The sequence below is a fragment of the Furfurilactobacillus rossiae genome (genome assembly GCF_013394005.1).
Taxonomy (GTDB): domain Bacteria; phylum Bacillota; class Bacilli; order Lactobacillales; family Lactobacillaceae; genus Furfurilactobacillus; species Furfurilactobacillus rossiae.
Genome location: NZ_CP040586.1, coordinates 1,567,218 through 1,587,030 on the forward strand (window position 1 = coordinate 1,567,218; position 19,813 = coordinate 1,587,030).

The 19,813-nt window shown below is 43.1% G+C and carries 17 protein-coding genes; 2 read left to right on the top strand and 15 right to left on the bottom strand.

All coding sequences use genetic code 11. The features are described from left to right. Positions 1-149: 149 nt before the first annotated feature. From uvrC to LROSL1_RS07485, 4 genes are all read right to left on the bottom strand, one after another. The gene (gene uvrC, locus LROSL1_RS07470) at positions 150-1,991 is read right to left on the bottom strand and encodes an excinuclease ABC subunit UvrC (protein ID WP_161003085.1); all 1,842 of its coding nucleotides are present in this window, start codon (positions 1,989-1,991) and stop codon (positions 150-152) included. A gap of 292 nt (positions 1,992-2,283) precedes the next feature. Further along, complete coding sequence (locus LROSL1_RS07475) at positions 2,284-3,429, bottom strand: ArgE/DapE family deacylase (RefSeq protein WP_178914219.1); 1,146 nt, start codon at positions 3,427-3,429, stop codon at positions 2,284-2,286. 67 nt (positions 3,430-3,496) lie between these two features. Continuing rightward, positions 3,497-4,252, bottom strand: coding sequence for an amino acid ABC transporter ATP-binding protein (locus LROSL1_RS07480; RefSeq protein WP_017262017.1), 756 nt, complete (start codon positions 4,250-4,252; stop codon positions 3,497-3,499). Further along, positions 4,245-5,735 (bottom strand): ABC transporter substrate-binding protein/permease, encoded by a 1,491-nt coding sequence (locus tag LROSL1_RS07485; protein ID WP_178914220.1) that lies wholly within the window; start codon positions 5,733-5,735, stop codon positions 4,245-4,247. Before LROSL1_RS07485 ends, LROSL1_RS07480 begins: the two co-directional genes overlap by 8 nt. Before the next feature lie 212 nt (positions 5,736-5,947). On the opposite strand from LROSL1_RS07485, the gene LROSL1_RS07490 reads away from it, so the two are divergent. After that, on the top strand, positions 5,948-6,106 hold the full coding sequence (locus tag LROSL1_RS07490; RefSeq protein WP_178914221.1) for an SPJ_0845 family protein: 159 nt from the start codon (positions 5,948-5,950) through the stop codon (positions 6,104-6,106). Positions 6,107-6,156: 50 nt separating this feature from the next. Here the strand turns inward: LROSL1_RS07490 and LROSL1_RS07495 are convergent, their stop codons facing one another. The 8 genes from LROSL1_RS07495 to rpsO all read right to left on the bottom strand — a co-directional run bounded on the left by LROSL1_RS07495 (position 6,157) and on the right by rpsO (position 15,010). Further along, positions 6,157-6,459: a nucleoside triphosphate pyrophosphohydrolase family protein gene (locus tag LROSL1_RS07495; protein ID WP_017262020.1), complete on the bottom strand. Its 303-nt coding sequence runs from the start codon at positions 6,457-6,459 to the stop codon at positions 6,157-6,159. A gap of 35 nt (positions 6,460-6,494) precedes the next feature. Beyond that, positions 6,495-7,085, bottom strand: a complete 591-nt coding sequence (gene yihA / locus LROSL1_RS07500; RefSeq protein ID WP_178914222.1) for a ribosome biogenesis GTP-binding protein YihA/YsxC — start codon at positions 7,083-7,085, stop codon at positions 6,495-6,497. A 190-nt stretch (positions 7,086-7,275) separates the two neighbouring features. Next, positions 7,276-8,532: an ATP-dependent Clp protease ATP-binding subunit ClpX gene (gene clpX, locus LROSL1_RS07505; protein ID WP_017262022.1), complete on the bottom strand. Its 1,257-nt coding sequence runs from the start codon at positions 8,530-8,532 to the stop codon at positions 7,276-7,278. 184 nt (positions 8,533-8,716) lie between these two features. Further along, positions 8,717-10,060 (bottom strand): trigger factor, encoded by a 1,344-nt coding sequence (tig, locus tag LROSL1_RS07510; protein ID WP_178914223.1) that lies wholly within the window; start codon positions 10,058-10,060, stop codon positions 8,717-8,719. 219 nt (positions 10,061-10,279) lie between these two features. Further along, entirely contained in the window at positions 10,280-11,467 is a 1,188-nt protein-coding gene (tuf, locus tag LROSL1_RS07515) for an elongation factor Tu (RefSeq protein WP_017262024.1), read from the bottom strand. 219 nt (positions 11,468-11,686) lie between these two features. Next, complete coding sequence (locus LROSL1_RS07520) at positions 11,687-12,622, bottom strand: outer membrane protein assembly factor BamD (protein WP_178914224.1); 936 nt, start codon at positions 12,620-12,622, stop codon at positions 11,687-11,689. A gap of 3 nt (positions 12,623-12,625) precedes the next feature. Then, positions 12,626-14,353, bottom strand: coding sequence for a ribonuclease J (locus tag LROSL1_RS07525; protein ID WP_178914225.1), 1,728 nt, complete (start codon positions 14,351-14,353; stop codon positions 12,626-12,628). A 387-nt stretch (positions 14,354-14,740) separates the two neighbouring features. Next, a complete protein-coding gene (gene rpsO, locus LROSL1_RS07530) occupies positions 14,741-15,010 on the bottom strand; it encodes a 30S ribosomal protein S15 (protein WP_017262027.1) in 270 nt (89 codons plus the stop codon). 270 nt (positions 15,011-15,280) lie between these two features. Here rpsO and rpsT point away from each other — a divergent pair, with 270 nt between their 5' ends. Beyond that, a complete protein-coding gene (gene rpsT, locus LROSL1_RS07535) occupies positions 15,281-15,535 on the top strand; it encodes a 30S ribosomal protein S20 (protein WP_017262028.1) in 255 nt (84 codons plus the stop codon). 266 nt (positions 15,536-15,801) lie between these two features. Here rpsT and holA read toward each other — a convergent pair whose 3' ends face one another. From holA to LROSL1_RS07550, 3 genes are all read right to left on the bottom strand, one after another. Beyond that, a complete protein-coding gene (gene holA / locus LROSL1_RS07540; protein WP_178914942.1) occupies positions 15,802-16,827 on the bottom strand; it encodes a DNA polymerase III subunit delta in 1,026 nt (341 codons plus the stop codon). A 114-nt stretch (positions 16,828-16,941) separates the two neighbouring features. Then, the gene (locus tag LROSL1_RS07545; protein WP_178914226.1) at positions 16,942-19,251 is read right to left on the bottom strand and encodes a DNA internalization-related competence protein ComEC/Rec2; all 2,310 of its coding nucleotides are present in this window, start codon (positions 19,249-19,251) and stop codon (positions 16,942-16,944) included. Next, positions 19,248-19,757 carry a ComE operon protein 2 gene (locus LROSL1_RS07550; RefSeq protein WP_178914227.1) on the bottom strand — a complete coding sequence of 170 codons (510 nt, stop codon included), beginning with the start codon at positions 19,755-19,757 and terminating at the stop codon, positions 19,248-19,250. The genes LROSL1_RS07545 and LROSL1_RS07550 overlap by 4 nt, the downstream gene beginning before the upstream one ends. Between the last annotated feature and the right edge of the window lie 56 nt (positions 19,758-19,813).

Below are 19,813 nucleotides of genomic sequence, written 5' to 3' on the forward strand. Positions count from 1 at the left end.
GCTCGGTCAAAAAACAATTCTGCATTTAGTCACTATCTTGTTAACATAATTCTTCGAATGCAAACGTCATGCTAACTTCGCCAAACATAAACGAAAAGGACGTTGCTCCCATCTGTCTGAAAGCAACGTCCTTAACCTACTCAAATGAGTTAAATTGTTTGCTGACGGTCTAGATAACTTAACGACTGTTGGGCTTCACCGGTAACCATTGCCGCCACAGCCACGTGGACAGTTTGTGCAACCGTTTCTGACAAGCCTAATTCGTGCAGATCACTAACTGGAGCAGCAGCAATCTTCTTCAGAGAACCGTACTTTTTCAATAGTTTTGCGCGCGTTTTTGGTCCCACACCCTGAATTTGATCCAAACGTGAGCTTAATGAATTCTTATTGTGCAGTTGACGGTGGAACGTGATGGCAAACCGGTGCACTTCATCTTGAATTCGCTGTAACAAATAGAAGCCTTGTGACTTAGGATCCAGATTTAGATGCTCGTCATCCTCGCCAAACATTAGGTCTGCTGTCCGGTGATGGTCATTTTTAACCATCCCAGCGACTGGAATGTCCAAGCCAAGCTCATTTTCTAGAACATCCTTAGCCGCGTTCATTTGAATTGCACCACCATCCATCAGAATTAAATCTGGCATATCTGCATGTTCTTTAAGCAGACGTGTGTAACGCCGACGAATGACTTCCATCGTGCTGGCTGTTTCATCAGCGTGATCCACCGTGCGTAACTTATACTTGCGATATAACTTTTTATTCGGTCGACCATTTTCGAAAACAACCATTGCTGAAACTAAATCAGCACCCTGTTCATGAGAATGGTCAAAAGCTTCAATTTTAGAAACGGGTGGTAACCCCAGAGCATCCGCAATTTCTTGCATGGCACCCGTGGTCTTGTGTTCGTCTAACTCTAACAAACGGAATTTTTCTTCCAACACCAGTCGGGCGTTCTTGCCCGCCATTTCCATCAGATCGCGACGAACGCCACGTTGAGGCACGTTAACTGGAACATTCAGTACATCTTCGATAGATTCCCGGGTGTCCTCGTCAATACTGCTGGGCACCAAAATTTCTCTTGGCAACACAGCATTCTTTCGATTGTAAAACTGCATGATAAACGTTTGCATTTCCTCTGGTGCCGTTGAAACAACTGGGAACAATCGTTTTTCCCGTTTCATCAAACGTGCTTGCCGCACAAAGAAAACCTGAATGGATAACCATCCCTTGTCCAGATAGAAATTAAAGATGTCCCGTGGAGTCTGATCGTTGCTGATAATCTTTTGCTTTTCAACTGTTACGTCGATGTAGTGCAACTGATCACGTAGGTCAGCGGCCCGCTCAAATTCCAAACTGGCTGCCGCTTCTTTCATTTGTGTTTGCAAATGTTTGATAACTCGTGCGGTATTACCGTTTAAAAACGATTTAATGCGTTTGATCTGCTCATCGTACGCGCTCTCGGGAACTTCTTTAAAGCAGGCCCCCAAACACTGCCCCATGTGATAGTACAAGCATGGTCGACCTTGATAACCAGAACAACGACGCAATGGATAGACTTTTTGTAAGAAATGTAGTGTTTCTTCGGCCGCGTAAACATTGGGATACGGTCCAAAATAATAGCCACCGTCGTGCTTAACATCGTTTGCGATGATAATTCGCGGATCACGTTCATGCGTAATTTTAATATACGGGTAACCTGTGCCCCGCTTCAACTTAATATTGTAGTATGGCTGATGTTTTTGAATTAGTGTGATTTCAAGCAAAAAAGCTTCCTTGTCAGTCGACGTCACAATCGTCTCAAAGTCCACAATGTGAGCTACTAACTGGGCAGTTTTGCCTTCGTGACTGCTCTTAAAGTAGGAACGTACACGGTTTTTCAAATTCTTGGCCTTGCCGACATAAATAATCTTTCCGTTAATGTCCTTCATCAGGTAACAACCGGGCATTGGCGGTAGCAACGTTAATTTATGCTCAATGTGTTCTGATGCCACAAAACTGCCTCCGTTCTCGTAAAATCGTAGTTAAATTATAACGCATGAACGCGTGTTCGCAAAATAAAAGAGCGTCCGTTTGAAATACGTCTGGTTAGACGTCCCAGCTATTCTGTTCAAAGAAACCGGGACATAACACTGACTTTTGCTCATTTAACGCGAATAAGGCATTCATGGGAAAAACAAACCCCCATAAACGCCTTATTCACGTTACCTGAGAAAGCCAAAGCGTGTTATGTCCCGCTCTCTTACCTTGTTAATAATAGTTTTGAACTTATTTTTGTCTGGCAACCTATTCTTCTGTTTGTGCCCAAAACGCTTCCGCTAAGGCTCGATAGAAATGGCACCCAGTCAAATAGTCATCAATGGCCACGTTTTCGTTCACTTGATGGTCGGTTGTTCCTGCTGCAGGGCCGACGATAACGATTGGCAACTGCCCTGCCTTCGTATATTCCGAGGCATCTGTCGCACCCGTCCCCGCAGTTAACTCACCACCCCGATGAATAGTGTTTTTCAAAACGGCCTGTGTGATTTCTGCTAATTTAGTGCCAGCCTGTGAGGGTAATGGTAGCTCAGGATAACTATAACTAATACTTAATTTAGCGCCCGCCTTGTTTAACGACTCAATAATGTCTTCTAACTGGGCCATGACCTCATCGTTTGGATAGGCTGGAATTGTTCGGATGTTACCGGTTAGCCAAGCATTTGCTGGCACTGAGTTAATCTGTTCGCCGCCGCCAATCTGGCTAATCACATGCGTTAGCCCGCCTAATACATCGTCTCGTTTATTGTTTGCTGCCATCACTGACTCAGCTTGTTCAGCAAACTTCAGTAGTGGCGTAATTGCATTGACGCCTTGATCAGGACGTGATGAATGGGAGCCCTTGCCCAGAGAGGTAACCTTATAGTCAATAACACCCTTGTGCGTCACCTTGATATCAAACGCACTGGGCTCACCAATAACCAGTCCGTCCAAGTCATTAGCATACCCTTGTTGGGTCAACTGAGCAGCACCATACTCACCTGTTTCCTCACCAACTGAAGCTAACAAACGAAGACGACCAGGCAGCGGTTGTTTTGATTTTAATAGATCTAGCATTGCGAACACCTGTGCAGCTAAACCAGATTTCATATCGCTGGCGCCACGGCCATAAACATTGCCCTGATCAATTGTGCCGGCAAATGGTGGAAAAGTCCAATCTGCTTCATTGCCAGCCGCAACCACATCCTCATGGCCTGAGAAGCCTAGTAGTGGCCCATGATCACCAATTGTAATAACTAAATTGTCACGGCCTGGCGCAAACGTGACGCGTTCAATGTGAGCCGGCAAGTCCTTAAATAGGCCAGCCAAATAGTCAGCAACTTCTGATTCACGATCATTAACCGACGGAATCGCAATCAAATCCGTTAAAATCTTTAATGCAGCAGCGTCTTCCATGTTTGCCTCCAAGATTATCTCTCATGATTAAGAAAAACTGAATCATCGACAGTTTGAAACCTGACGTTTATGCCTCAAGAATTTTGGCAAGAAAGTCCTTTGCCCGGTCAGTTTCAGGATGTTCAAAGAATGTTTTAGGTTCAGCGGACTCTTGAATATAGCCGTCCGCCATGAACCAAACTTTATCGGCCACATTACGGGCAAAACCCATTTCATGCGTGACAACTACCATTGTCATCCCTTCACTGGCAAGATCCTGCATCACTTTTAATACCTCACCAACCATTTCAGGATCAAGTGCAGATGTTGGCTCATCGAACAACATTACCTTAGGATTCATGGCTAGTGCCCGCGCAATGGCGACCCGTTGTTGCTGTCCACCAGATAAACTGGCTGGAAAAGCATCGGCCTTATTTTCCAAACCAACCTGTTTCAACAGCTTTTCTGCCGTCGCGGTCGCCGTTGCATCGTCTTCGCCCTTAACTTTAACTGGCGCCAGCTTAATGTTTTCGATAACTGTTTTATGCGGAAACAGGTTAAAGCTCTGAAACACCATCCCCATGTTTTCACGTGTCTTGTCTAGCTGTTTATCGTCTAATTTAGTTAAGTCCTGACCTTCAAACAAAACCTCACCAGAGGTCGGTTGGTCTAACATGTTTAAACAACGTAAAAAGGTACTTTTACCAGCCCCAGATGGGCCAATCAAGCAAATCACCTGACCATTACTAACCTGCTCGTTAATATCTTTCAAGACCTCGTTTTTGCCGAATACCTTTTTCAGATGTTTCACTTCTAGCACTGGCGTCGCCGTTTCGTTATTCATGTGTCATTCTCCCTTCAAAGAACTTCATCAGCCGTGATAGGCCAAACGTCATAATAAAGTACAAAATCATGGTAATCAGTAATGGCATAACCCCACGATAAGTATCTGCCTGAACAATTCGTGACTGATAGATTAAATCCTTAACCCCAATAATGGAAACAATTGAACTTTCCTTGATCAAGGAAACAAACTCATTCCCTAATGCTGGCCAAATGTTCTTCATCGCTTGTGGCAGGATGATAAACCGCATCGTCATCGACCTTGATAATCCGAGTGAGCGAGACGCTTCCGTTTGACCAACGGCAATAGAGCTGATCCCAGAACGGATAACTTCAGCAACGTACGCCCCAGAATTCAATGAAACTGCGATAATCCCAGAAAGTAGTGCCGGAATGTTAACCACGAGGCCTAAGCCAAAGTAGATAAACAGAATCTGAACCATCAGTGGCGTGCCCCGCACAAACTCAATGTAACTTACTGAAATACCATTAGCAATCTTGTTCTTGCTTAACCGCATTAAGGCTAACAAAGTACCTAGCAAGAAACCAATGACAACAGATACTGCTGAAATCATCAGCGTGTAACCAACCCCGGCAATAAAGAAATCTTTGTAAGCCCACATTGAGTTGGCTGCCTTAGCCGATTTAGACTTTCCAGTTGCCAAGTATTTACCAGCATTTGGCAAATATTGTTTATGAATCAAATTTTTCGCTTTGATTTCGGCGATTGATTTATTTGCGGAATTAACCAAAGACTGAGCACCCTTGGGAAAAGCAATGGCTGATCCTTGTTCGCCTTCGTCTTTAAAGTGAGCGTTAATGGCGACCAAGCCATCAGTATTCTTGGCATACGCCTCAGCAGTTGGCTGATCCAAAGCAATTGCATCAATTTTATTCGTTTGCAGTGCAAGAATTAAATCGGTGTCCTTGTCCATTCCCTTCAGCGTTGACTTGGTGGCTTGGTTCTTGACCAAGTTGTACTGAATGGAGCCGGTTTGCGCACCGATTGCTTTTCCTGCTAACGATTTATAACTCTTGATCGTCTTTAAATCGCTTTTCTTGATAACTAGGTCTTCGCCGGCCTTGTAGTAAACGTTACTAAAGTCGACACTCTTAGCCCGTTTAGGTGTCTTGCTCATTCCTGCGATGACCATATCAACTTTACCAGTCTGGAGTGCGACCAATAATGAATCAAAATCCATCCGGCGAATAACTAATTTCACGCCCATATCATGGGCAACCTTTTTGGAAATTTCCATGTCCATCCCGACAACTTTTGACTTGCCGTTGATATTTTTTGTAAATTCGTAAGGTGGAAAATCAGGACTTGTCCCAACGACCAGCTCCCCCTTCGCCTTCACTTTACTCAAGTACTGGTCAGTTGCTGGTGTATTGCTGTCCGCCTTGGTGTTCATATTACCGGTTACACCCAAGGTCACGACAATCGTCACGACCAGAAGTAACCACTTTGCAAATTTTTTCATCTATTTCGCCCCTCGTATCAAGTTTTACAATGTAAATGAGTATACGATTAGATGAAATAATATGCAACTATTTTTTAAAAATAATTAGTTTTATGCATTATTTCTGAGTATATGCAGGTAATCGTGAATAAAATTTGCACATTTTCGTTTTTAAGCAAAATCTGCTACAATTAGCCCAACTTAGTTTTTAGATTTGGAGAGGAGCAATTCACATGGGTTTAACTTTCAAACGGCAAACAGACTTAGATAAACTGTTTGACCAATTTGTTGTCGATCCTGATGATATTAAGGACCCGAACAAAACGCCACTAAAGCGCGAGCATTTAAAAGACGAAGCAAAAAAAGATGATAAAAAGAAAGCCGACAAGTAAGCCTTGTCGCAAAAAAACAACCAGCGCAAAATCGCTGGTTGTTTTTTATCCTATTCCCACTTTGCATGTTGTGGATCTGGATAACGATCATTTAATTCTTCAATGTTCTTTTTGGCAACTTCTTCAAAATCAATGTTGGCCCACTCAGCTATTTGAGATAGATACCAAAGTGTGTCGCCAAGCTCATGTGTTAATTTTTCTTTATCAAGTGGACGACCTTGAAAAGTATAACGTTGCACTAGGTCAACCACCTGACCGGCCTCATTAGCCACCCCGAGGGTGATATTTGTTAGCACTTGTTCGTTTCCGAATAATGTCCGCTTAGCTTCTTTTTGATACTCATTAAATTCCATTCTGTTCACTCTTCCCGTTCTAACTTTTACCTGACTTAAGCTAACCCAGCCTGCTGTTCAATCCAGTTCCAAACCGCGTCTTTACCTTGTTTGGTCTCCGCCGAAAACTGAATATAAGCATCGTCTGGCGTCATATTAAGCCCCTTGCGAATGCGACTTTCAGCTTGATTCCATTTACCGCGGGCAATTTTATCCGACTTGGTCGCCACGACGAGCATCGGAATATTATAATAGCTCAACCATTCATGCATACTGATATCATCATCTGAGGGATCATGACGCGCATCCACTAGTAAAATCACACCGCGCAATCGATCCCGGGTACTCAGATACGTTTCGATCATTTGACCGAATTTTTCTCGAGCAGTTTTAGAAACTTTGGCAAATCCGTATCCCGGCACATCCACAAAGTAAACGGTAGATTCAACATTATAAAAATTGAGAGTTTGTGTTTTCCCTGGTTGACTTGAAGTTCGGGCATACGCCTTACGGTTAATTAAAGTATTAATCAACGATGACTTGCCCACGTTTGAACGACCGGCGAGCGCAACCTCTGGTAAAGATCCTTTGGGGTATTGTTTTAGTGCCACCGCGCTGATTGTTAGCTCGACATCATGCACTTCCATGTAAGAACGCTCCTTTATCGTGACCTGACCCTTTAATTGGTCACACGCTTTATAATTCAATGTGTCTATCATAGCATAGCAAACCCTGAATTTTGTGACGTTTTAATGACGTTAACCGGTGGTTTAAACAAAAAATGACGTCAGCCCGCAAGCTAACGCCATTCCTCTTCAACGCATTATTTTCGTAAGACTATGAGGCCTTTTCACTCTTTAAAACAAGATCTGGTTGTGCATGCTTAGTGACCGTTTCTTTAGTAATGGCCACTTTTTCGACATCGTCTCGACTTGGTAAGTCAAACATGATGTCTCGCATAACTTCTTCCATAATTGACCGTAAACCACGAGCACCTGTATCACGTGCAATGGCCAACTTTGCCATTTCTCGCAGCGCTGGATGCGTAAATTCGAGCTTTACGCCATCCAAACCAATGAGCTTCGTGTACTGTTTGACCAGTGCATTCTTCGGTTCCGTTAAAATGCGAACCAAATCATCTTCATCTAGCTTTTCCAGTGCTGTAAGAATTGGTAAACGACCAATAAATTCTGGAATCAAACCAAATTCCAACAGGTCTTCAGGAATCACATGTTGCATGATGTCCTTATCAGTCATGTTGGCTACTTCATCCTTATTGGCAGAATCGGTACCGAAACCAATCGTCTTTTCACCCAAACGGTTCTTCACGATGTTTTCGATGCCGTCAAACGCACCACCGACAATAAACAAAATATTCGTGGTGTCAATTTGAATAAACTCCTGTTGTGGATGCTTGCGGCCACCCTGTGGTGGAACATTGGCAATCGTACCTTCCAAAATCTTCAGCAAGGCTTGTTGAACACCTTCACCCGACACATCACGAGTAATAGAGACGTTTTCACTCTTTTTAGCAATCTTGTCGATTTCATCGATGTAAACAATCCCATGCTGGGCCCGTTCAACATCGTAATCTGCATTTTGCAGCAACTTCAACAAAATATTCTCAACGTCTTCACCAACGTAACCGGCTTCAGTTAAAGTCGTCGCATCGGCAATCGCAAATGGAACATTCAGAATTTTGGCCAAACTTTGCGCCAGGTAAGTTTTACCTGAACCAGTTGGTCCGATAATACTGATATTACTCTTTTGTAATTCCGTACCATCGTCTTCCGTACTCAAATCATTAATCCGTTTGTAGTGGTTGTAAACAGCAACTGATAAAGTACGCTTGGCTTCGCTCTGACCAATTACATACTGGTCCAACGTTTTAACAATTTCTGCTGGTGTTGGCACATCCAACACTTGGCTAGCAGCATCTTCAGCAAATTCTTCATCAATAATTTCTTTACACAGATCAATACATTCGTTACAAATGTATACGCCAGGTCCGGCAACAATCTTCTTTACTTGATCTTGTGACTTTCCACAAAATGAGCAAGTTACTGGACCATTAGGATCGGTATTATCAAACATTAGCACCCTCGCTCTCTTTTAATCCTAGGCCGTCCATAAATTACATGGCACCTAAACTAGGAACATAATAGCAGATAATTAGAAAAACAGCTAATGACTTGCACTATTCTGTCGTTGACACAAAAGTGAGTAACCATTACTGGTCACTCACTTTCTGTAGGACAGTTATTAATGTAAGACGATATTACTTATCTTCTTTTTCGTCGTCAGACTTCTTAGCAGCTGCCTTTTTGGTTTCCTGCTTAGCATTGTCAGCAATTAAGTCAACAGCCTTCTTAATGGCAATATCGTGCTTCAACATGTCAGGTGTCAAAGCAGAACGAACTGCTGATTCTTCCATGTTGTATTGGCCAGCAAGGTTCTTAACTTCACCGTCAACATCTTTGTCAGTTGCTTCGATCTTTTCAGCATCAACAACAGCTTCTAAAACAAGGTTAGTCTTAACACGACGTTCTGCATCAGGAGCAAATTGCTTGTGCAAGTCGTCTTCAGTAGTACCTGTAATCTTGTAGTAAGTTTCAGGGTTGATCCCTTGTTGAGCCATTTGAGCCAAGTACTGGTCCATTTGACGGTGAATATCTTCATCCATCATGGCGTCAGGAATCTTGCCGCCGATAACTTCAGCGTTGCCAACAGCCGCATTGATAGCAGCATCTTCAACAGCATCGTGAGCGGCCGTCTTCTTTTCTTCCTTCAAACGGTCTTTAGTCTTAGCCTTTAATTCTTCAAGACTGTCAACGTCTTCGTCAACATCCTTGGCGAATTCATCATCTAAATCAGGCAATTCCTTAGTCTTAACTTCGTGAATCTTAACATCGAAGATAGCTTCTTTACCTTGCAAGTCTTTTGCTTGGTAATCCTTAGGGAACGTAACCTTAACTTGAACATCTTCATCAGCCTTGTGACCGATTAACTGATCTTCAAAACCAGGGATAAATGAGTTCGAACCTAATTCAAGGCTGTAGTTGTCGGCTTTACCACCATCGAAGTGGTTACCATCAACTGAACCGTCAAAGTCGATAACAACAGTATCGCCCTTTTCAGCGGCCTTGCCTTCTTTAAGCACCAATTCAGCTTGCTGTTGACGCATTTTTTCAAGTTCTTCATTAACTTGTTTAGCGGTAACAGTGGTGGATTGCTTAGGCACAGTAACACCCTTGTATTCACCCAACTTGATTTCTGGGGCAACAGTAACGTCAGCCTTCAAAACCCAGTCCTTACCTTTTTCCATACTCTTTACATCAACTTGTGGTTGATCAACTGGTGTAATGCCAGCTTCTTCAACAGCTTTTGAGTAAGCGTCTGGCAAAACGATGTTCAACGCATCATTGTAAAGTGATTCTTCACCGTACATCTGGTTAAAGATAGCGCGAGGAACTTTGCCCTTACGGAATCCAGGTACGTTTAATTGTTTCCGAGTTTTAGTGAAGGCTTGATCCAAACCCTTTTGGATCGTCTCGTTAGCGATTGAGAAAGTCAACTCGCCTTGGTTGCCTTCTTTTTTAGCAAATTCTGCTTTAGCGACCATTAAAAAATTCCTCCAGTTGAAGTTTGTCACCAAACTTCTGATAAATTGCATACGCCTAATAGTTTAACGTAACCACCCGCGAAAGTAAATAAATGTGCTAAAAAACACGTGTATCGAGAGGGATTAACTAGGATTATGTATAAAAAAAGTGCCTAGCCTAAGCTAAGCACTCGTGAATGTCATTAACTGACACTGATGAACATTTAGACAAAGTCTAAATTAGTCATCGATTTCAGAAACAACACCGGCCCCAACAGTGTGTCCACCTTCACGAACAGTGAACTTAGTACCCTTTTCAATGGCAGCTGGTTCGATAAGTTCAACAGTGAACGTAACGTTATCACCAGGCATAACCATTTCAACGCCATCAGGCAATTCGATAACACCAGTGATATCAGTGGTGTGGAAGTAGAATTGTGGACGGTAGTTTGAGAAGAATGGTGTATGACGACCACCTTCGTCTTTTGTCAGGATATAAACTTCACCCTTGAACTTCTTGTGCGTCTGGATTGAACCAGGAGCAGCAAGCACTTGACCACGGACAACTTGTTCACGGTCAATACCACGTAGCAAAGCACCAACGTTATCGCCGGCTTCACCTAAGTCAAGAGTCTTACGGAACATTTCAAGACCAGTAACAGTAGTCTTCAAAGTTTCGTCACGTAAACCAACGATTTCAACTTCGTCACCGACCTTGATAGTACCACGATCGATACGACCTGAAGCAACAGTACCACGACCAGTGATCGTAAATACGTCTTCAACAGGCATCAAGAAAGGCTTGTCCATGTCACGGTCTGGAGTTGGGATGTATTCATCAACAACGTCCATTAAGTGTAAGATAACCTTTTCTTGTTCTGGGTCGCCTTCCAAAGCCTTCAAAGCTGAACCACGGATAACAGGAATGTCGTCACCAGGGAAATCGTATTCGGAAAGTAATTCCCGAACTTCCATTTCAACAAGGTCAACTAATTCGTCATCGTCAACTAAGTCAGTCTTGTTTAAGAAGACAACGATATAGTTAACACCAACCTGACGAGCTAACAGAATGTGTTCACGCGTCTGTGGCATAGGACCATCAGTTGCGGCAACAACCAAGATAGCACCGTCCATTTGAGCGGCACCAGTGATCATGTTCTTAACGTAGTCCGCGTGTCCAGGAGCATCAATATGTGCATAGTGACGCTTTTCTGTTTCGTATTCAACGTGGGCAGTGTTGATCGTAATACCACGTTCACGTTCTTCAGGGGCAGCATCGATAGAAGCGTAATCTTGTTCCTTAGCTAATCCCTTTTCTGCTAATACCTTAGTAATAGCAGCAGTTAAAGTAGTCTTCCCATGGTCAACGTGGCCAATAGTACCAATGTTAACGTGGGGCTTAGTTCTTTCATAATGTTCTTTAGCCAAAATGAAAACCTCCAGTGTGTGATAGAAGAATGTCAGGTATGCCCTGACAAGTCTTTATAAAATAGTATACTACATCCTCGGTTGAGAACAAAATGAAAACACTGAGTTTTCATTGTCTCAGCCCAAGAATCCTTAAACATTATATATACTGCCATGACTTTTGTAAACACAAAAGCCACAAATTTTTAACAACGGCAGGCAGTTTCAGTCTATAAGTTCTTAGCCCTGATTATCATTAGCCAACAATTCAGCCGTTAATTTTTCCAGCCGCGACTGCCACGTTGCAATCTCGTCGGAACCATTAGATGGCTTTCCTTGATAAACTGCCATTAAATTATCCACCCACCCGTCTGCGTCCGTGACTACCCGACTAACAAACGGATACGTCAACGTCAATTGCAACCGCACTTCTTGACTTAACAGATTGTAAGCCACGGGGTCTTTAGTTGCTAACTTTTCTGTCAATGACTGCTGTACCTGTTTGTACATTTGATCATCTTGTAACGAATTGAGTTGATTGGGAACCACGGTATAACGTTTTTTATCCAACCATTGAAACGTTACCGCGGTTTCATCGTGCAAACGTTGAAAGACTTCCAAAATGCTAACAACAAATAATGGATGTAAATAAGGATCGACCAGCAAGTACTGCGCTCCCTGTTTGAATTCTGCTAGCGGCAACTTTAGTGCCGCTTGGAAACGTCCCTGTTGCTCAGCCGCTGAATAGTCGCTCATGTGATAAAACTGCTTAGCAATCGTTGTTAAGGTCACTTTTGTGTCCAAACGAGCCTCATTTTCGGCTCCCTCAATCATGTCAAGACCCGTTTGTTTGAGTTGCTTATCACGGACACCCGCAACAATTTCATGAGCGAGAATAAATTCATGTACGCGCAACAATAGCGTCAGTAAGAACCGAAAATCGGTTGCTGTGGTTAAATAACTATTTAAATAGTCATCCGCATAAGCGCGCGCTCTCGAATATTCCTCATGTAGGTAAAGTGACTCAACCAATAAATGATTGATTTGTGGATCTTGAACTTCATTATAAATATTTTCTAACAAAGAAGCCGCCTGCGCGTAATCTTTGTCCTGATAAGCTTGATTAGCCTTATCAAACATTTCACGCTGGCGACCATTCAATGTGTCTTTCGACATAAATTACTCCTGTTCAGTTGCTTTTTTTACTGTGTTTTTCTTTGTCCGGGCATGATGGGCGTGTTGGTTCACTTCCATGATCACCGGTAAGATAACTGGATGACGCTTGGTCTGATCAAATAGATAACGCCCAAGATGTTCGCGCACATCCTGTTTCAAATGACCCCAGTCAAATTCTTTGTTATCCAAGTTATCTTGAACCGTTTTCGTGACCAATTCACTAGCCTCACGCATTAAATCACGACTAGCTTTCACGTAGACAAATCCTCGAGATGTCAGTTTAGGTTCGGCGACGATTTGCTTCTTCTTACGATCAATCGTAACCACTGCAATAAAAATACCATCTTCAGATAAAATCTTGCGATCCCGAAGTACAATATTACCGATATCACCGACGCCAATTCCGTCAATCATCGTGTTGCCAACTTCAATGCTCTCTGCTAAGTGCATTGGTGCCTCACCGTTATAGATGAGTGAATCGCCACGTTGTGTTAAGAAAATATGATCAGACGAAATCCCCGTTTCTTCTGCCAATTTAGCATGCCGATTTAGAACCCGATACTCACCCTGAATTGGAATGAAATAATCCGGATGCATAAAGTTAATCATTAACTGTAAATCTGCTGGTGAACCATGCCCGGATGACTGCAAGCTGTCGGAAATTGCTTGCACATGTGCGCCTGCACGGAAGATTAGATCACGCGTCTTAGCAACCGTTGTCTCCATTGCATGCGATGGTGTGGTTGTAATGAAAACCAAATCACCTTCACCAATTTTGACATAACGATCTTCACCCGTTGCCATTCTCTGAAGGGCCTTAATGGGTTCACCCATCCGGCCAGTTTCCAAGATAACGGTCTGTTCAGGTGATAAGGACTTCATGTTTTTAGGGTTAACCAATAGGTCATCAGATGGCAATTCCAACTTATCCAAGCGCATTGCTGTCCGCACAATTTTCTCCAAATCGTGCCCCATTAATACAACCTTGCGGTCCGTCGCAGCAGCGGCATCAAAAATTTGTTGCATTCGTAAAATGTTAGACGCAACACTGGCGACCACGATTCGACCTGCATGTGCAGCAAACTGGTCCTTAACGAAGTTGGCAATTTGATTTTCGGTTGCTGATTCGCCATATTGTTCTGCTCCAGCTGAATCGCTTAACAAGGCAACGACGCCGTTCTTGCCAATTTCACCCAAACGAGCTAAATCTGTTTGATAAAAAGGTGCAGCGGTCTGGTCAAACTTAAAGTCACCGGTATAAACAACTTGTCCGAGTGGTGTCTTAACATCAATTCCCAGTGATTCTGGAATACTGTGCGTCGTTTTAAAGAACGAGACTGTTTCCTCTCCAAAATCAATTTCTGTATCAGCATCAACAACGTGAAAGTCGTTAAACTGCTTAGATTTTGGATCATTTTCCACATTCAACTTTGCTAATTCAATCGTTAGTTCTGAACCGAAAACAGGCACATTAAATTCACTAACGAAGTATGGCAATGCGCCAATTGCGTCTGCATGCCCATGTGTCAAAAACACACCGACGATTTGATCCGCATGTTCCCGTAAATAATTCCAATCAGGAATGACGATATCAATTCCCAATAGCTCGTTTTCTGGATACTTCAAACCACAATCTAAAATAAAAATATCGTCATTAACTTCCAACGCGTACATATTTTTCCCGTTTTCGCGCACACCACCAAACGGAATAATTCGAATCTGATTACTCAATTCATTCACCTCATATTAAAAAAATTTTTTTGACTTAATTGTTTCTCTAACGGTCATCTTTAAGAATTCATTTTTACCGGCTTGTCTATAGTTTAATCAAAATAGTGATTCATCGTCATTTTGATCTCAGTACGCAAGCAGCCTCACATCGCTATTAAGTTTGATGTGTTTAAAGGAGCGGCAACTCCACAAAAAAACCTATTAAAATAACCTATTTTCTTCGGGACAATCAGTTATATGTAGCTTATCATATTCCATCTTAAAAGCCAATCAATTGCCCAGCTGGCGGCTTCTCAAACCAGTTGATGATCTGCCATTATCGTGAATAAATAAAAAAGAGCCACCCACAATGGGTAGCCCTCTTCACACACTTCGGTCGAACAACGATTACCGACGAAGACCCAATTTTTGGATTAACGTCCGGTAACGTTCAATATCCGTGTTACGCAGGTAACGCAGTAAGTTACGACGGTGACCAATCTTCTTTAACAAACCACGTTGTGAGTGGTAGTCGTGAGTGTGCACTTGTAAATGCGCATTCAATTGGTTGATGTCAGCTGTCAAAACTGCGATTTGAACTTCTGCAGAACCCGTGTCACCATCGTGACGTGCGTATTCTGAGATGATCTGATTCTTTTCTGCTTGTGTAATAGCCATGGATAAAATCCACCTTTCAAATATTGTCACCGCATACCGAGTCTACGCCAAGTGGTGGCGATAAACTAAGTAAGGGTCATGCTTTAGCACGGTTAATAGTTTATCTAATCACACCGCTAATTGCAAGCAAAAGTACGCTACTCGTGCCGCGGTCAAGTGAATTTCCTTGACGCTTCTGCATTTATTTATTGCATTGGTCGTAAGCCTCTTGTATAATGATGACTGTTGAAATTTGTTTGACGTGGGTCAAACGCTCCGGAGGTGAAATTAATGCCAGTTACAAAATCAGCCATTGCACGTGTTAAGACTAACGAAATTGCCAAAGCACGTCGCACTGCTCAATTGAGCGAAGAACGGACTGCAGTTAAAAAGTTTGAAAAAGCTGTAACTGCTGGTGCAGACAACGTTGAAGAATTATACCGTTCCGCGAGCGCCGCAATTGACCACGCCTACTCAAAAGGTTTGATCAAGAAGAACAAGGCTTCACGTGACAAGTCACGTTTAGCTGCTCGCTTAGCAAAGTAAATTCTTAGCCATCATCATTCGTGATGATGGTTTTTCTTTTACATATTTTTACTCAATTCCCCTTAGCAACACAAAATGAAATTGTGACATAAGTTTATCTGGGACGAATGATGTGAGCAACATCGTGCTCCCAAGTCCTGATAATTCCGCTTAACGAAAAACTGACCCATTCCCCAGATCGGGAATGAGTCAGTTTTTCGTTAATGCTTGTTCTCAAATCGGACTTACGTCGTAGCTTCATTTTATTCATATCAAGCTGAGGAGGACTATGCAGCTTGATTGGTAAACTGCAACATAAATAAATTAAAAAGCAATTCTGGATCATCCTGTGTTTGCTTCAGCTGCGTTTCAATATTGATTAACCCTAAAAAAGCGCGACTCAAATCACGTTGAGAAAAGTGACGATCACTTTGCAAGGCCAATTTCACCCGGTATGGATGCACTTTTAGTTGACCTGCCAGAGAACCTTGACTCAATCCGCGACTAGCCAACACCTTCACCTGTAACAACAAACGAAATTGACTAACTAAGACGGCGTTAATTCGCAGTGGTTCTTCTCCAGTTGCTAACAGATCATGATACAAGCTCACCGCTCGTTTAACATTTCGGCCTAAAACCGCATTCACCAAATCAAACACGTTGTCATCCAAAGATTGTGCCACTAAACCGGTAACAGCTACCGTTGTCATTACATGATCTTGAACTGCGAATAACTCCATTTTAGTTAATGCGGCCATCATCAGTGACAAATCAGCACCAGTGCGCTGAATTAAAGTATCCAGTGCACCAGGACCGAATTTATAGCCATCATGGTCAACCTGCTGCTCCACAAATTGACGTGCATCCCGCTCACTCAATGGCGATGCGTCCACATTGACAGCAACTTTTTTCAAGGTTTTAACTAACTTCTTCCGATTATCAAGTTTATCGTATGGTGCGAAGAAAACTAGAATTGTAGTTGGCTCTGGGTGTTCAATAAATTTAAGCAAGGCATCTAAATCATGGTCGACCTTTGACTTACTCTTTTCGCCTGTTAAAAAATAAGGTTCGTCGATGACAACCAGTCGATGCTCGCCAAAAAAGGGCATCGCCATAGCATCATCGAGCGCCACGGCCACCGGTGTTTGTACCATGTCATAGCTACCAACATTCATTTGAGCCTGGTCTTCTGGAATGATCGCCTTAAATTGCGCTCGAATTTGATTAAGCAGGTACCGTTCAGTCCCCGTCACTAAATATAGTGGCTGAATGTTTGAACCAGCCAATTGTCGTGTTAACTCCGCAATTTTCATCGTTGCCATTTCATTCCTTCCATCAAGCTGCTATTTACTCATCACATGACGCCTTTTAATACGTTTGAGCTCGTTTCACCATTATACCCTATTAAGTTTCATCCAGCCCACAAACTATCGGGGCGAACCAGCAATCGGTGTGCGTGTCGGCAGTATCGTCTGCCAATGAGCGTTGCCAAGCCAGTCATAAACATAACTAATCATGCCAGTGTCCGCTGTATTAACGGCTGCAACATGGTTCTGGATCAGTGTCGTTAGCGTGCTTTGTTTGGGATGTCCATACCGGTTTTCACGACCGGCTGAAATAATCCCAATTTTAGGTGCCACTTGTTTAATAAACGTTGGGTCGCTAGAAGTGTCACTGCCATGATGACCTAGTTTTAACACGTCAGCGGTCAACCTCGGGTAATGTTGCAAAATTTCTCGTTCACCGGCCCGGTCCAAATCACCCATAAATAAAAATCGAACCCCATTCCTAATTGTGCCTAGTGACACTGAATCCTCGTTTCCACCTGGTCCTGGATGAAACGGATGGTAAATGGTAAACGGAAAATTTGCAGGTTGTTGACCAGCAGTCAGCTCGATGACTCTGGTTTGCTTCAGATAAGGGGCAATTTTCGTCTGAAAACCGCGCGACTGGCGCATACCAGCAGGGATCGTCAATGTGTGAACTATCATCAATTGCAACAGTCGACCTACATCTCCGATATGATCAGCATCTTGATGACTGCAGTTTACATCGTCAATTTCACTGATACCACGGCTATGAAGGTAATTGACTGTCACCGCTTCAACATTGGTCATCCCCGGGAGAGTGCGCGCCCACGACGGCTTTGAAAATCCCACTTTGCCACCCGTATCAATTAACGAAACATGCTGATTAAATGGCGTTCTTAAAAGAATGCTATCACCCTGACCAACATCAATAAACGAAACCTCACCATCCATTGGCCAATGAATCGTCACGAACGCCATTCCGTAAACTATCGCTAATGCAATGAGCCACCTGCATCGAACTCGTGTCCGTCGCTCATCAATAGCCAACAGTGTCATCAGCAAACACACCCAGGTGAACAATGTTGAGAGATGTCCAAACGTGACCATTCCTGGTAATTGGCCAAACCAGTTTGTCAAACTACTAAACACTGTCAAAACTGTGTTACTGATACCTGCCACCCAACTTAATACGCCGCCTAAGCAAGCGCCAATAATAACAAGTGGAAAAATGAACCAACCAAACAATGGAATCACCAATAGATTCACAGGCGTGCTAAGAACATGAATTTGAAAAACAGTATGTAAAATTAATGGTAAGCTGACTAGATTCATTAACCATGTTTGCCACCATGTCTTTTCGACTGCAACATAGATTAACGCAAACGCCAGCAAATAGCTTAGTTGACCGCCCAGCGTTAACAAGACCGCCGGTTGAAGCGTAACACCACCAATTAACGATAACGACCACATGTCCAAGCCACTTATTTGAGTCGACTGCTTGCGATTAAGGAGCGGCTGAAGTAAACCAGCCTCGCCAATAAGAATAGCGCGAATTAACGTGCCCGAACCACCAGCAATAATTGCGTAAAGTGGCAAGCCAATGGCCAACATTAGTTGTGAGTGCTCACGAGGCACGCCTAATCGTGCAAGAATAAATTGGCAAAGCGTGACTAGATACACAACATGCATACCGGAGATGCTAAATAGATGCAAAAGTCCCAATTGTTTCAGGCCACTATTCTGGGTGTAAAAATCATTAGCTGTCGCCCCAATAATCAAGTTGCTTGCGTACTCATTCAAAGTGGTAGGCAATGTTGCAAAATACAGCAATAATTGCTTGCGCCAGTGATGCATTAAATCAATTGGCCACTGCCATACTTTTTGACTCGGTGCCACAATGAACCACTGAGCCATTTTCATACTGCCATGAATCCCCATGGCACGTAACTGTGAACGGCGATCAAATTGCATTTGGTTCCGTGGCCCTTCCAGTAAGTCATTTGTGCCCTTTACCTGCCATTGTGTCGGTTGATCAATGGCTTGCAATTGGGTTGCTTGTTGCCTGCTCGTTAAATGACCAAACGCCCGGATTTGCTGTCCTGTTTTTGTCACACCGATAATACTTGCCGTATCGCCGGTGACCTGAATTTGATCCGGTTCAACCCGTAGACTAAGCTGGCGCGTTGCGATTGTTGACCACGTTTTCGTTTGATACTGCATGTTTTGATAGCTAAACCACACACTTGCTAACACTGCAGCGCTCATGAGCCAAACCATATGTGCTCCGACGCTCCCTAAGTGAAGGCACCGGACCAGTAAATAAATAATGCCAAGTCCAGCCCACCAAAAATGACCGACAATCACCGCATTAATAAGACCGACAAGTAATCCCAAGAAAATCCATGGTGGCCGGTTAGAAATGGTCATTGCTGAGAACGTGAATCGTTATCTTGAGCCGTCAAGTAATTAGTAATGTGGAATTGTGTCAATGCATCTTCGGGAATGTTGATCTGTTTCACTTCGATATTCTTAAGGGATACCAGATGCATTGCGTATGGATCATTATGATAATTGCGCAAATAATTAATTTTCGTAATGCCGGCTTGTAACAACATTTTAGTACATTGCAAACACGGAAAATCGGTTACATAAATTTCAGCTCCATCGGTAGCAATTCCAAACTTCGCACATTGCAAAACGGCATTCATTTCTGCATGGATTGTTCTTAAACAATGGCCATCCACTAAATAATCACCAACATCAATACAGTGATCATCACCGGAGACAGAGCCGTTATAACCACCAGCAATAACGCGCTTGTCGCGGACTAAAACAGCACCAACAGACAACCGCTGACAAGTACTGCGACTAGCCAACAACACCGCTTGCATCATAAAATATTGATCCCAGGGAACCCGCTTTTGATCTGCCATTATGTTACCTCCACCATTCATTAAATGTATTTCATTAAGCGTATGCCAGTCTGTGT